Source organism: Pseudoalteromonas sp. SCSIO 43088, assembly GCF_023650795.1.
In the GTDB taxonomy this organism is placed as follows: Bacteria; Pseudomonadota; Gammaproteobacteria; order Enterobacterales; family Alteromonadaceae; genus Pseudoalteromonas; species Pseudoalteromonas shioyasakiensis.
Map to the genome: position 1 here is coordinate 3,079,919 of NZ_CP072675.1, position 14,462 is coordinate 3,094,380.

Genomic DNA, 14,462 nt, shown 5'->3' on the forward strand with positions numbered 1-14,462 from the left:
TAATATAGCAAAAAGCCCCTATTAACTAATCTCTTACAACACATTAGGAAAGCTTAACAACTTGCATGATGTGATAATTGAAGAGAGTTCTTTAGCACATCACGAGGAGTGAGGTTTATAGTGAATGTGTTGGGTTTCACTCCGTTCTACCCAACCTACCAGTCAAACACAAAAAAACCCGCGCTGTGGTTTTACAGGGCGGGCTTTTAAATTTTAGCGACTAAAGCTTAGAACAAGGCGTTTGCTTTGTTTACGATGTTTTCAACAGTGAAACCAAAGTGCTTGAATAACTCGCCTGCAGGTGCTGACTCACCGAAGGTCGTCATGCCAACTACTGCGCCGTTTAGACCTACATATTTGTACCAGTAGTCTGCGATACCCGCTTCGATTGCTACGCGGCGTGTAACGCTTGCTGGTAGTACGCTTTCTTTATAGGCAGCGTCTTGCTCATCAAATAAATCAGTTGAAGGCATAGATACCACGCGTACTTTTTTACCTTGTGAACGAAGTTCTGCAGCGGCATCTTGTGCAAGCTGTACTTCAGAACCTGTTGCAATAAGGATAAGCTCTGGCTCACCGTCACAGCTAAGTACGTAACCACCTTTTTTCACATCTGCTAACTGCTGTGCGGTACGCGTTTGTTGCTCTAGGCCTTGGCGAGTGAAAATCAGTGACGTTGGGCCATCTTTACGCTCAATAGCTTGTTGCCATGCAATCGCAGACTCAACTTGGTCACATGGACGCCAGTTCACTAGATTAGGCGTTAAACGCATGCTTGCAATTTGCTCTACTGGTTGGTGCGTTGGGCCATCTTCACCTAAACCAATTGAATCGTGCGTGTAAACGAAGATGCTTGGCTGCTTCATTAATGCGGCCATACGTACTGCGTTACGTGCGTATTCCATAAACATTAAGAATGTAGCACCGTAAGGAATAAAGCCTTTATGTAATGCAATACCATTCATGATCGCTGACATACCAAATTCACGTACACCGTAGAAAATGTAGTTACCGCTAGCATCGTTAGCTTCTAGGCCTTTTGAGCCATCCCAAAGTGTTAAGTTAGAACCTGCAAGGTCAGCAGAGCCACCCATGAATTCTGGTAGTAACGGGCCAAACGCGTTTAATGCATTTTGTGATGCTTTACGTGTTGCTGGGTTTGCTGGGTTTGCTTGTAGCTCTTCGATGTAAGCTTGTGACTTTTCAGCCCAATCAGCTGGTAACTCTCCATTTGTACGGCGTTTAAACTCAGCAGCAAGTTCTGGGTGTGCACTTGCGTAAGCGGCAAACTTTTCGTCCCAGCTTGCTTCTAGTTGCTTACCTTTTTCTTTGCCATCCCACTCGCTGTAGATATCAGCTGGGATTTCAAATGCATCGCCAGTCCAACCTAGGAATTCACGAGATGCTTTAATTTCGTCTTCACCTAGTGGTGCACCGTGACAGTCATGGCTACCTGACTTGTTAGGTGAACCGTAGCCAATCACTGTTTTACAACAGATTAATGATGGCTTATCAGTGATGCTACGCGCTTCTTCGATAGCGGCGCGAATTGCATCAGGGTTATGACCATCAACATCGCTAACTACGTGCCAGCCATATGCTTTGAAGCGCGCTGGTGTGTCATCGCTGAACCAACCTTCTACTTCACCATCAATTGAGATGCCGTTGTCATCCCAAAATGCAACTAGTTTACCTAGGCCTAATGTACCGGCTAATGAACAGGCTTCGTGTGAAATACCTTCCATTAAACAGCCATCACCCATGAATGCATACGTGAAGTGATCAACAATATCGTGGCCTTCACGGTTAAACTGTGCAGCTAGCGCTTTTTCGGCAATTGCCATGCCCACTGCATTTGTGATCCCTTGACCTAATGGACCCGTAGTAGTCTCAATACCTGGTGCATATCCATACTCTGGGTGACCTGGTGTTTTTGAGTGCATTTGACGGAAGTTTTTAATTTCCTCTAGTGGTAAGTCATAGCCACTTAAGTGCAGTAGAGAATAGATCAGCATTGAACCGTGGCCATTCGAAAGAATAAATCGATCTCGGTCTGCCCACTCTGGATTCGTTGGATTGTGCTTTAGATAATCGCGCCATAGTACTTCTGCGATATCTGCCATGCCCATAGGGGCGCCAGGGTGACCAGATTTGGCCTGTTGTACTGCGTCCATTGATAAGACGCGAATAGCATTTGCAAGTTCTTTGCGTGATGGCATGAATTCTCCTACCTTTATGTATTTGCGCTGGTTGTTTATGAAGCCCCATTCTTACTTATTGTAAGGGTACAGTGCAATTAAAAATCCGCATTAAATGCACCAATTATGGGCGTTTGTTAAGAACAATACGTTATTAGTAATTTTAAATAGACGTCTAGGCGTAAAATTACTATGCAAACATATTTGTTTTAGATAAAATACGCCCCTTAATTTTTTAGCGCTATTACCGACGTTTGTGAAGCGCAATATTTGTGAGCAGAAATACAATGGCAAAACATTTATTTACTTCTGAATCTGTTTCTGAAGGTCATCCGGATAAAATCGCGGACCAAATCTCTGACGCGGTTCTAGATGCTATCCTTGAGCAAGATTCTCATGCCCGTGTTGCATGTGAGACTTATGTTAAGACTGGTATGGTGATGGTTGGTGGTGAAATCACAACTAGCGCTTGGGTTGATATCGAAGAAATCACACGTAAAACAGTACGTGAAATCGGTTACACGCACTCAGACATGGGTTTCGATGCTGACTCTTGTGCAATCCTAAACACTATCGGTAAACAATCTCCAGACATCAACCAAGGTGTTGACCGTGCTCGCCCTGAAGAGCAAGGCGCTGGTGACCAAGGTCTAATGTTCGGTTACGCATGTAATGAAACTGACGTTTTAATGCCTGCACCAATCACTTACTCACACCGTCTAGTTCAGCGTCAAGCTGAAGTTCGTAAAAGCGGTGAGCTTAACTGGTTACGCCCAGATGCAAAATCTCAAGTAACGTTTGCATACGAAAATGGCAAGCCTGTTGGTATTGATGCCGTTGTTCTTTCAACTCAACACTGTGATTCAATCTCACAAAACGACTTAGTTGAAGCGGTAATGGAAACTATCATTAAGCCGGTTCTTCCTGCCGAGCTAATCTCTAGCGCAACTAAGTTCTTCATCAACCCAACTGGCCGTTTCGTTATCGGTGGCCCAATGGGTGACTGTGGTCTTACAGGTCGTAAAATCATCGTTGATACATACGGTGGTATGGCTCGTCACGGTGGTGGTGCTTTCTCTGGTAAAGATCCATCAAAAGTTGACCGTTCAGCTGCATATGCTGCTCGTTACGTTGCTAAAAACGTGGTTGCTGCTGGCCTTGCTGACAAATGTGAGCTACAAGTTTCTTACGCTATCGGTGTTGCAGAGCCAACGTCTATCAGCATCGAGACATTTGGTACAGGTAAATTAGAAGAAGCGCGTCTAATCGAATTAGTACGTGAGCACTTCGACCTACGCCCTTACGGCTTAATCCAAATGCTTGATCTTGAGCGTCCTATCTATCAACCGACTGCGGCATACGGTCACTTCGGTCGTGATGAGTTCCCTTGGGAGCGTACAGACAAAGCAGACGCACTTCGCGCAGCTGCAGGCCTGTAATAGGTTTGATAAAATGAAAAAAGCGCCTTTTGGCTAATGCTGATCAGTTAAGAAGTTGATCAGTTGACCGATCAGAATGATCATGCACAATCCGTAGTTAGGCAACTAACTACGGATTTTTTTGTGAATATAGAACAAGCTCTTCATTCTGCTTTCGAAGAAAGCACTCGTTACCACACGTTTGAAAAATTATCTGAAATTTTATCTTCTGACCTGATTGAACAAGGCTTTCAACAAGCAGGAGTAGCCACAGTTAGAAAGCGCAGGTTGCCTTTAGAAGCTGTGCTTTGGTCTGTTATTGGCATGGCATTATTTCGTAAAGAGTCTGTCTGGAATATTGCGAATAAACTAGACATTATGCTGCCTGGCAAAAATCAGTTAGTCGCCCCGAGTGCCATGGTTCAAGCTCGCCAGCGATTAGGTGATGACCCCGTTAAGCAAGTCTTTAATAAAGCTGCTGATAATATGTACCATACAGAACAGTTTGACACGTGGGCTGGGTTAAATTTATTAGCGGTTGATGGCGTTGTTTGGCGTACGGCCGATTCAGATGAGAATCGTGAAGCATTCTCATCGGCTAGCAACCAATATGGTGATACAGGATTCCCACAAATTCGTATGGTTTGTCATATGGAACTCACCAGTCACCAACTGATAAGCAGTGAGTTTGATAACTATAAGACGAATGAAATGAAGCTTGCTGAACGACTGATTGAGCGTACACCTAACCATTCATTGACCATGTTTGATAAAGGGTACTATTCACTGGGCTTGTTAAATCGATGGCACAGCACTGGAGAAGAAAGGCATTGGCTAATACCTGCAAGACCTGATTTACAATACGAAGTCGTTTCTAAGGTTGGTAACAATGACCTGATAATTGAGCTCAAAACCACTAAGCATGCGCAAAAGAATTTCCCCGATGTTCCCGAAGTTATTAAAGCAAGACTGGTTAGTAAAACCATAAAAGGTAAAAATTACCGAATACTAACCTCGATGGTAGATAGACTTCGTTTTCCAAGTAGCGAAATAGTTGATTTATACAGCCATCGCTGGGAAATAGAATTAGGGTATCGAGAAATAAAGCAAACAATGCTAGATAGCACATACCACCTTCGGAGTAAGCGCCCTGATATGGTCAGACAGGAGCTATGGGGGATCCTCCTCGCATACAATTTAATTCGAAGGTTGATGACCCTAGCAGCAAAAGCTGAAGGAATATGGCCTAACCAACTCAGTTTCTCAAGCTGCTCGATGGCAGTTATTCAATACTTCTCATCAATATCAATTATGAGCCCCGGTAATATTCCAATTCACTGGGATCATCTGTTAGGTACGCTGAGACTATTTAAACTGCCACCTAGAAGAGAAGATAGGCGATACCCAAGAGCGATAAAGCCTAAGCCATCAAAGTACCCACATAAAAAAAGAAATGCCAGTCAGCTTAACTGACTGGCATTGGCCTTTTGGCGCTTTTTTTGTGTCTGATTTAAAGGTAACTCACTATCTTTTCGTAAACTGCAACACCCCAAACTAAGGCTAGAATTAGCAAGCTCAATGTCACTGCCGCAGAAGCCATATCTTTAGCTCGTCCCGATAATACATGATACTCAATCCCTACTCGGTCAGTGAGCGCTTCTATCGACGAGTTCAGTAACTCAACAATTAATAATAACAAGTAAGGTATAAATAGGACTAACCAATGATTTAATGACTGTGCAAAAACCACTGACAAGGGTAATAAGCACACCCCTAAATAGATTTCAGAGCGAAATGCCGACTCTTCTTTAAATGCCGCTTTAAAGCCTTTAATAGAACACTTGGTTGCTTTTAAAATACGCCCAAAGCCAATACCATTTGGCTTATTAACTAGGGGAATTTTTGGTTCTTTCATTTTTTACCTACCCGCTCAGAACTAGCCTGATCATAATGATAAATTCTTACTCTGTCACCCAAATACGCTTGATTAAAAACTAGCAATCACCTGGAATGCTGCTGGTGTTAGCGCGGGAAAACTGATTGTTAGTTAATTGTTCTCTCAGTGCTTGTAGCGTTTTATAAACGCTTTTTAGGGATACCTTGTTACTTAACCAATGCGGAATGGAACCACCTGGGTCTGCGTAGGCTTGATGGCTTACTAACAAGTTACTTTGTTGCTGTTCAAAGCGCCAATAGGCGGTAAGGTCTTTAATACGCACAACGCCAGAGACTTCGGCTTTTGCATAAGGTTGGCTTTTGATTTGTAACTCGGATTTGTGCTCATCTAATGCGTGATAACAAGAATAACTCACCAAGTCACGGTCTGACACCGGCCAAGGTGAATTAAAATGAGTATAAACAAGGGTTTCTGAGGGGCTTAAGCGCTCCATTAGCGTCACGCTTTTGACATTTTCAAGCCAGTTTGCGGCGTTGTCGGTATCACTGAGCAATGCCATAAAGTCACTGGCTTTGGCATTTTTCACCAGCACAGAAGCATTAATTTCAATAATGCCAGTTTCGTGCTTTTTATAGCTAACGGTGATGTCGTCTTGCTGTTTGTAAGTTTGCCATTCAATAGGGTTAGCTACTGCCGAGAGACTCAAACATACTAACCCTATCCATAGGCACAAGTGCATTTATTTAAAACCAATAAGGGTCTGTATTAAATGACGCGTGGCGACTTTGCTCCATCGCACTGACCAGAAACTCTGACTTTTGATCAAGCCATGATTGAATTTTGGTCAGCTCTAAGTCGTCTTGTCCTGCGCATAACTGCTTTAAGTACTCAAGGGTGCTTAACTCATAAATACCATGAGAGATATCAACCCACGGCATACGGAACTCATTTCTGTCTTCTTTATCGAACAAAGCGCCTAAGCAATTGCCGCTGAGTAATGAGTTTTCAAGGCGAGTGCGTAGTGCCAAATAGTCTTTATCTGTAAACACTTGCTGCTCAGGAATAAGCTCGTGCATGTCGTGCCAGTCTTTGGCAAATAAACGCTTAGCAATATCGGCAACTGGTTTTTCTGCTGCCTGAAACTCAGCCTGCCCCCATGATTTGCGCCATTGTTTTTCAATTAACCACGTAGTTAATTGTAACAATAAGCGGTTGTATCGGGTGCTATGAAAAAGAGTTTCAATATCATCAATGCTTGGCTGTAACTCTTTTAAGTCATTAATAACTTGTGTGAGCTCAGGCGCACTGTTGATTTTTTTGTAGTATGCGTGGCGCTTAGATGTGTAGGTTTTTAGCTGGATAGCATTTTCAACCCACGCTAATTCGCTCAATAACCACTTTAACTCTGTACGCAATGAGTCGGTATCGTCTTTACTAACAATATCGTCAAACAGCCAAAATGTATGGCGAATTAAACGAATACCGTCTGTGACACGCTTAAGGGTTTTTAAGCTTGGTTTTATGAAATAGCAGGCTTCATGTTTTTGTACAAAGCGAATCGCGTAGTTAATGCTTTCTACTAAAGCTTGTTCTTGGGTTGCACCACGTTTTAGTGGCACAAAGCCAATTGATTTGCTTGCTTTTAATGGTTTGTCATCAGCAAGACGATAACCCCGAGCAGCTTTAGAATAAAGCCCTAAGCGAACATGGCTTTCACTAACCAGTTTATCTGCCAAAGCAAACAACTCATTACGACTACCTTCGATCAGTTCGATTTCAAGTTCAGAGATTGGCTCAACCTGACCCGAGGCAGCAACTTCACCTTTATCTAATACCACTTCAATTTTTGCGCCATTTTCGGTTTCGAGTAACCAAGTACGGCGTATAAAGTTAGTGCTAAAAATTGGGTATAGGTTTTCTGCAATACCAGACACTTGCATGCCATGCGGCCAAATAGCAGCATCAAATGCGAGTAAATCAGGGCGGTTACCTGACAGTGGTAAGTTGTATTCTGGGCGCTGATGTAAGCCGCCAACCACTTCGCCAGCAAGCTTGATAGTTTGTTCACACTCACCATCACAACAGCGAGTACGAAGGCCAATATCTAAAGCGCGTAATTCTCGGCTTGGCGTATCGTAATAAGCATTTTGTAAATTGCGTGACGGTTTGTTAGTAACGGTTTTTGCAAATTGGGTAATTAATGCGGGGATCAGTGGAACAACGGCATCTGACACCAAAAACTTCAGTTCTATCTCAGTATCCATTCGCTTTGCGGAGTACATTTAAAATAAATAAGTGATCAAAATAAACAAAGCAGACTGTTAATGCAAATTTTTTCCTGTTTTTTACGGTTAAGCTCACGCACGGATTACAATATCAGCCTTGCTATTAATAGTTGAAATCCCTACTATCTCTATACATAAAGAAATTATAAATTTAGCCACTTCTAGGCAAGATCACATTAACAAGGTAGATTGATGTTAAAACAGTGTATTTTTGGGTTGCTCCTTGCGGCCACCTCTTTTATTAGCTACGCAGAAGAAGCTCCAAGCAGCGACAGCCAAAACACCGCATACATAGTCGATAACCTGTACACCTTTATGCACTCAGGCCCAAGCAAAAACTACCGCATTTTGGGCTCAGTTGATGCTGGTACGCAAGTTGTGTTGTTGTCAGGTGAAGATAATGGCTACTTTAAAATTCGTGATGATAAAGATCGTGAAGGTTGGGTAGAGTCAAAATTTGTTACTGAAAACGCGGGTATTCAACAACAATTTCAAGCGCTGAATAACGACATGACGGTAATGCAAGAGCAGCTTCGCCAAGCTGAAATTGAACTGCCACAACTTCAAGAGCAGAACAAATCACTTACAGAGCAAAACCTAGCTCTTAGCAAGCAAATCGAAACACTTAAGAACACCATTGAGTCTGAGCGCAACGCAAAGCAAACAGCCAGTGCTAAAGAGAAGCGTCAGCTACTTACATATGGCGGAGCAATTGCATTTATCGGCTTACTGTTAGGTATTATCTTAACCGTGGTGTTATCTCGCCGTAAACGTTACGACGGCTGGGCATAAGCCACTAAATAGTCAATAAAAAAGCACCTGATGGTGCTTTTTTTGTATCTATATATCGAACCTTAGTCCGGTATCTTGTTTAATTTTTTCGATCACCATATAGGTGTGATGCGTACCTACCCCTGGGATATCAACTAAATCCCCCAGCACTTGGCGGTATTCATCCATATCAGACACCCGTACTTTTAATAAGTAGTCATAGCCACCAGCAACCATGTCGCATTCAACCACTTGTGGAATATTTAAAATATATTCACGAAAGACTTTAAATACCGATGTATTCGAGGTCACTAACGATACCTGCACATGTGCTAACAAGCTCTGGTTAAGCTTTGCTTCGCTAAGCTTTGCGTAATAGCCTTCGATGTAGCCTTCTTGCTCTAAACGTTTTACACGATCTAGACACGGGCTTGGGCTCAGATTTACCTGTTTTGCGAGGTTTACGTTCGATATTCTGCCATTTTTTTGCAGAGCGTCTAAAATTGCTAAATCGATGCGATCTAACATGCGTAATCTATTCGGACTGGTCATAACAGAATTTTATGCGGCTAAGTTAACGGTATGCCCTGTAAATTATCGTAAATCGAAAAATTTAACCAGCATATTCTGCTGGATTTTAATTAGAATGCACGAATTATATCAATGGTAAGAAATGCAATAAGTTCATTTCTAGACTCCACATACCAGAGGGTTACATATGCTATTTAATGGCGATTTGACAACTGAATGTCCAATTAGACAAAAGATCCGTGATTTCTACCGTATTGACGAAAATGCGGTTATTGATCATATTTTGCCTTTGGCTGAAGTAGGCGTGAAAGCGCGTAGCCGAGCGTGGGAACGTGCTCGTCAAATGGTTTTAAATATCCGTCGCGATCAGGATGGTCAAAGCGGTGTAGATGCACTATTAAATGAATTCTCACTTTCAAGTGAGGAAGGCGTTGTATTAATGTGTCTTGCAGAAGCACTATTACGTGTTCCAGATAAAGCAACGCAAGAATCACTAATTCGTGACAAACTTGCTAAAGGTGACTGGAGCTCTCATTTAGGTAGCAGCGATTCTTTATTTGTAAACGCCTCTTCTTGGGGTCTGTTAGTAACCGGTAAAATGGTTAACTACAGCGACAAGTCAAAAGAGCAGCAATTCGGTGTTCTTAAGAAAACAATTGGTCGTTTAGGTGAGCCTGTTATTCGTAAATCTGTGAACTTCGCGATGAAGATCATGGGTAAGCAATTCGTTATGGGTCGTACTATCGACGAAGCAATTGAACGTGCAGCCGATAAAGAGCAAAAAGGCTACGTATACTCATACGATATGCTAGGTGAAGGCGCACGCACAATGAAAGATGCAGAGCGTTACTTCAACAGCTACATGACAGCTATCCACGCGATTGGTAAAGCAGCAAATGGCCGTGGTCCAATCAAGAGCCCTGGTATCTCAGTTAAAATTTCTGCGATTCACCCACGTTATGAATTCACACATCGTGAACGTGTTATTGCTGAAATCGTACCTAAGTTAAAAGAACTTGCGCTTGCAGCGAAAAGCTACGATATCGGCTTTACTGTTGATGCTGAAGAAGCTGACCGTTTAGATATCTCTTTAGATGTTATTGAAGCGGTATTCAGTGATGACGATTTAGGTAACTGGAACGGCTTTGGTTTAGCAGTTCAAGCATACCAAAAGCGCGCTATTTTTGTCGTTGAGTGGGTTGCAGAGCTAGCTCGTCGCGTTGGTCGTAAACTAATGGTTCGCCTTGTAAAAGGTGCATACTGGGATACAGAAATCAAAACCACTCAACAAGATGGTTTAGATCATTACCCGGTATTTACACGTAAAGCGACCACTGACGTTTCTTACAAAGCTTGTGCAATTAAGCTTCTAGAAGCACGTGATGTACTGTACCCGCAATTTGCTACACACAACGCCTACACTGCAGCAACAATCTTAGAAGTTGCAAAAGGTGATAACGAAGGTTTTGAATTCCAACGCCTACACGGTATGGGTGAGTCGTTATTCGACCAAATCGTAACCCAAGAGAAAATTCAATGTCGTGTTTACGCACCAGTGGGTCAACACGAAGACTTACTTGCCTACTTAGTACGTCGTTTATTAGAAAACGGTGCTAACTCGTCATTCGTTAATGCGATTGTTGATACGACTAAGCCTGTTGAATCACTATTACCTGACCCTGTAGAAACACTGCAAGGTTTACGTAACAAGTACAACACGCAAATTAAGATGCCTATTGATTTATACGGTGAAGAACGTGCTAACTCAAAAGGCATGGACTTAACTGATATCAATGTAATCACACCATTTAAAGAAAACCTTGATACCTGGTTTGCTGAGCACCGCATTGAATTAAGCGATGTGCCAGAAGGCTCTCTTCCTGTGAAGAACCCTGCAAATCACAAAGAAATCATTGGTCATGTGAAACTACAATCTTCTGACGAAATGACTGCTCTTTTAGAAAATGCAGAAAAAGCATTTGAGTCATGGTCACAAACGCCAGTAAAAGAGCGCGCAAACTTATTACGTCGTGTTGCTGACATCTTAGAGCGTCACCACGATGAGTTAGTGGCACTATGTATCAAAGAAGCAGGTAAAGTAACGCAAGATGGTATCGATGAAGTTCGTGAAGCAGTGGATTTCTGCCGCTACTACGCTGCACGCGCTGAGGAACTTTCTGAAGATGAGCGCTTCGAAGCACGTGGTGTGATCTTATGTATCAGCCCATGGAACTTCCCACTTGCAATCTTCTTAGGTCAAGTAGCTGCAGCAATCGTGACTGGTAACACAGTTATTGCGAAACCAGCTGAGCAAACAAGCTTAATCGCACTTCGTACCATTGAACTTATGCTATCTGTAGGTTTACCAGAGCACGTTGTACAACCTGTTATTGCTCGTGGTAGCGAAGTAGGTAAAACCATCGTTCCTGATGAGCGCATTCAAGCTGTTATGTTCACAGGTTCTACAGAAACTGGTACTGTTATTTCGCAAACTCTTGCTGCGCGTAATGATATTCAAGTACCACTTATTGCTGAAACTGGTGGTCAAAACTGTATGATCGTTGACTCAACCGCTCTACCAGAGCAAGTTGTTGACGATGTGATCAGTTCAGGTTTCCAAAGTGCTGGTCAACGCTGTTCTGCACTGCGTGTATTATTCTTACAAGAAGACGTAGCTGATGGCATCATTGAGATGATCAAAGGTGCTTTAAAAGAGCTTCACGTTGGCGACCCGTCATTGCTTTCAACTGATATCGGTCCTGTTATCGACGAAAAAGCACTGAAAAATTTAAATGACCATGTTGAATACTTAAAAGGTAATGCAACACTTCACTATGAGTGTGCTATTCCTGATAACAATGAAAATGGTGCTTACTTCTTCGCGCCTCGTTTATACGAAATCAAAGATTTATCTGTACTTAAGCGCGAAGTATTTGGCCCATGTGTACATATCATCCGCTTTAAAGGCACAGAGCTTGATAACGTGATTGACCAAATCAATGGCACAGGCTTTGGCTTAACTATGGGTGTGCATTCGCGTATCGAAGAGCGCTGTGAATACCTAGCGAAAATGTCACGTGCAGGTAACGTTTACATCAACCGTAATATGATCGGCGCTATTGTTGGCGTACAACCTTTCGGTGGACGTGGTTTATCTGGTACAGGCCCTAAAGCGGGTGGTCCTAACTACCTACAACGCCTAGTGAAAGAAAAAGCATCACCAGATAACGTACAAATGACTAACCTAACACCTGATGAGTTAGATACTCACCACTATTCAGGTGCAGCTGAGCAAGTTGCTACGCTAATGGATAACTCATTACGCGACGAGAAAATCTGGCGTGCGACACCACTGAACGACCGAGTTTCTGCTGTGCGTCAATTACTTGCAAAAGTAGCGACTGTAGAAATTATCGACGAGCTTGCCGATGATTTAGCATTAACGCTAGCTGATGCTCGTGCGCAACTTAACCGTCTTGAAAAACACATGCGTAAGCACACTGTGTTGCCTGGACCAACGGGTGAGTCAAACACACTTCACTTAGAGCCTCGTGGCTGTGTGGTTTGTTATGCTGATAAGAGTACGTCATTTAACTTCTGGGCAATTTCGATTATCACAGCACTTGCTGCTGGTAACACAGTAATCACGGTTGCTTCTGAGTTATTCTTTGACGAAGCGGTTGCATTCAGAGACAAGTTTATCTCAACAGGTATCGCTGAAGGTGTATTCCAAGTAGCTAAACCTAATCAGTTACAAGCTATCTTGGCGCACCCTCACCTTGCAGGTGCGGTTGTTGCAGCTCGTTCATCACGCTTAGGCTACTTTAGCCAGCAGCTAGCACAACGTAAAGGTGCTATTCTGCCAGTGATCAGCTCTGAGTACTACGACACGCTAATCAAGCGCTTACTCACTGAGAAAACAATCAGTGTTGATACAACCGCATCAGGTGGTAACACATCACTAATGACCTTAGTTGAAGACGACGAGTAATCGTATAAGTTAAAGGAAATTAAACTTTCCTGAGCTAATTAAAAGCCCTCGCATTTGCGGGGGCTTTTGATTTTACAGATACCTTTTTACTATTCTTGTTTACCGAGCTACAAATTTTCTGCTAGTTTTATAGTAATGTATTCGACTAGAAGTAAAGGCTTTGAAAACACTCCCTATCAATCAACTAAAGCCCGGCATGTTTGTCCAAAGTGTGACAAAACAAACAGGCAAGATCCGTATAAAAAACCAAGGTTGGGTAAAAACACAGGGAAGTATAGATAAGCTGATCAAGGCTGGCATATTAGAAATAGCTATCGACCCAGACAAAACACTGACCTTAGACAGTGAGAATAAAGTGGTTGAGCAGCAACATAATCCGCAACCTGTTGGCGAGACGACCGCATTCGATCCTTGGCACACCACTCACAGTGTGTCGGCAGAAATGGGCAAAGCAAACAGCTTATATAACGAAGCAAGGTCATTACAAAGCAAAGCCTTTGACGATATCCGCGATGGCAACAAAATTGATATAGCCCCTTTTAAAGAACTCGCAAGTGGCTTTATTGATTCGGTTTTTCGTAACCAAGATGCGCTTGCCTGTATCACTCGTATGCGTGAAAAAGATGCTTACCTACTTGAGCATTCTATCAATGTATCAATTTTGATGAGTATTTTTGCTAAGCACTTAGGTATTGAAAAAGCCATTATTGAAGAGCTTGCGACCGGTGCTTTACTTCACGATATTGGCAAGATCAATATTCCCGATGAGATACTCAATAAGCCTGGCAAATTAACCGACGAAGAGTACCAAGTAATTCAAGACCATGCTCGTTTCAGTAAAGAAATTTTAGAGCAAGCAGGCTTGAGCGGGATTGCTGTAGATATAGCTGGCTTCCATCACGAACGTTTAGATGGCAGTGGCTACCCGTTTGGTAAAAGTGGTGACGAGATAAGCTTATATGTACGTATGGCTTCGATTGTTGATGTGTATGATGCATTGACCGCTGAGCGGGTTTACAAAGCAGGCATGGAGCCAATTAAGGCGTTTAAGATACTTAAAGATGGCTGCCCAGATAGCTTTGACGGAGACCTAGTCACTAAGTTTATTCAGTGCATAGGTGTTCACCCAGTCGGCACCTTAGTGAAACTTGAAAGCCAAAAATTAGGTGTGGTCACTCACAGTAACCCTACTAGTCCTTTAAAACCTCAAGTTAAAGTGTTTTATAACGCTAAACATGCACGCTATACCGAAGTGCAAGATATTGATTTGGCTAACAGCCGTTGCCACGATAGCTTAGAATCAGCAGTCAGGCCGAGAGACTTTAACATCGACCTGATCCGCTTTTTTAAGAGTGCTATTTTACCTTAGCC

General features: G+C 42.7%; 10 protein-coding genes. 5 read left to right on the plus strand and 5 right to left on the minus strand.

What is annotated here, in order from left to right:
* Positions 1-227: 227 nt before the first annotated feature.
* The gene (gene tkt / locus J8Z28_RS14210; protein ID WP_054560913.1) at positions 228-2,219 is read right to left on the minus strand and encodes a transketolase; all 1,992 of its coding nucleotides are present in this window, start codon (positions 2,217-2,219) and stop codon (positions 228-230) included.
* Positions 2,220-2,485: 266 nt separating this feature from the next.
* Here tkt and metK point away from each other — a divergent pair, with 266 nt between their 5' ends.
* Both metK and J8Z28_RS14220 read left to right on the plus strand, forming a co-directional pair.
* The gene (gene metK / locus J8Z28_RS14215) at positions 2,486-3,637 is read left to right on the plus strand and encodes a methionine adenosyltransferase (RefSeq protein ID WP_054551125.1); all 1,152 of its coding nucleotides are present in this window, start codon (positions 2,486-2,488) and stop codon (positions 3,635-3,637) included.
* A gap of 123 nt (positions 3,638-3,760) precedes the next feature.
* Entirely contained in the window at positions 3,761-5,089 is a 1,329-nt protein-coding gene (locus tag J8Z28_RS14220) for an IS4 family transposase (RefSeq protein WP_442961228.1), read from the plus strand.
* 37 nt (positions 5,090-5,126) lie between these two features.
* On the opposite strand, the gene J8Z28_RS14225 is transcribed toward J8Z28_RS14220, so the two are convergent.
* From J8Z28_RS14225 to J8Z28_RS14235, 3 genes are all read right to left on the minus strand, one after another.
* A complete protein-coding gene (locus J8Z28_RS14225) occupies positions 5,127-5,531 on the minus strand; it encodes a diacylglycerol kinase (RefSeq protein WP_062566398.1) in 405 nt (134 codons plus the stop codon).
* A gap of 79 nt (positions 5,532-5,610) precedes the next feature.
* Positions 5,611-6,219, minus strand: coding sequence for an START domain-containing protein (locus tag J8Z28_RS14230; protein WP_062566399.1), 609 nt, complete (start codon positions 6,217-6,219; stop codon positions 5,611-5,613).
* A gap of 37 nt (positions 6,220-6,256) precedes the next feature.
* Positions 6,257-7,777 (minus strand): CYTH and CHAD domain-containing protein, encoded by a 1,521-nt coding sequence (locus tag J8Z28_RS14235; RefSeq protein WP_054560917.1) that lies wholly within the window; start codon positions 7,775-7,777, stop codon positions 6,257-6,259.
* 213 nt (positions 7,778-7,990) lie between these two features.
* Here J8Z28_RS14235 and J8Z28_RS14240 point away from each other — a divergent pair, with 213 nt between their 5' ends.
* Positions 7,991-8,590 (plus strand): TIGR04211 family SH3 domain-containing protein, encoded by a 600-nt coding sequence (locus J8Z28_RS14240; protein ID WP_054560918.1) that lies wholly within the window; start codon positions 7,991-7,993, stop codon positions 8,588-8,590.
* Positions 8,591-8,638: 48 nt separating this feature from the next.
* On the opposite strand, the gene J8Z28_RS14245 is transcribed toward J8Z28_RS14240, so the two are convergent.
* On the minus strand, positions 8,639-9,121 hold the full coding sequence (locus J8Z28_RS14245) for a winged helix-turn-helix transcriptional regulator (RefSeq protein WP_054551119.1): 483 nt from the start codon (positions 9,119-9,121) through the stop codon (positions 8,639-8,641).
* 166 nt (positions 9,122-9,287) lie between these two features.
* Between J8Z28_RS14245 and putA the strand changes: the two genes are divergently transcribed.
* Both putA and J8Z28_RS14255 read left to right on the plus strand, forming a co-directional pair.
* A complete protein-coding gene (gene putA / locus J8Z28_RS14250; protein WP_062566400.1) occupies positions 9,288-13,091 on the plus strand; it encodes a bifunctional proline dehydrogenase/L-glutamate gamma-semialdehyde dehydrogenase PutA in 3,804 nt (1,267 codons plus the stop codon).
* Positions 13,092-13,251: 160 nt separating this feature from the next.
* Positions 13,252-14,460, plus strand: a complete 1,209-nt coding sequence (locus J8Z28_RS14255; RefSeq protein ID WP_062566401.1) for a cyclic di-GMP phosphodiesterase — start codon at positions 13,252-13,254, stop codon at positions 14,458-14,460.
* The last annotated feature ends 2 nt before the right edge of the window (positions 14,461-14,462 follow it).

What these genes read in the sequence shown, in the direction of transcription:
- tkt (WP_054560913.1), bottom strand. Translation starts at nt 2,219, where the DNA reads ATGCCATCACGCAAAGAACTTGCAAATGCTATTCGCGTCTTATCAATG.
- metK (WP_054551125.1), top strand. Translation starts at nt 2,486, where the DNA reads ATGGCAAAACATTTATTTACTTCTGAATCTGTTTCTGAAGGTCATCCG.
- J8Z28_RS14225 (WP_062566398.1), bottom strand. Translation starts at nt 5,531, where the DNA reads ATGAAAGAACCAAAAATTCCCCTAGTTAATAAGCCAAATGGTATTGGC.
- J8Z28_RS14235 (WP_054560917.1), bottom strand. Translation starts at nt 7,777, where the DNA reads ATGGATACTGAGATAGAACTGAAGTTTTTGGTGTCAGATGCCGTTGTT.
- J8Z28_RS14240 (WP_054560918.1), top strand. Translation starts at nt 7,991, where the DNA reads ATGTTAAAACAGTGTATTTTTGGGTTGCTCCTTGCGGCCACCTCTTTT.
- J8Z28_RS14245 (WP_054551119.1), bottom strand. Translation starts at nt 9,121, where the DNA reads ATGACCAGTCCGAATAGATTACGCATGTTAGATCGCATCGATTTAGCA.
- putA (WP_062566400.1), top strand. Translation starts at nt 9,288, where the DNA reads ATGCTATTTAATGGCGATTTGACAACTGAATGTCCAATTAGACAAAAG.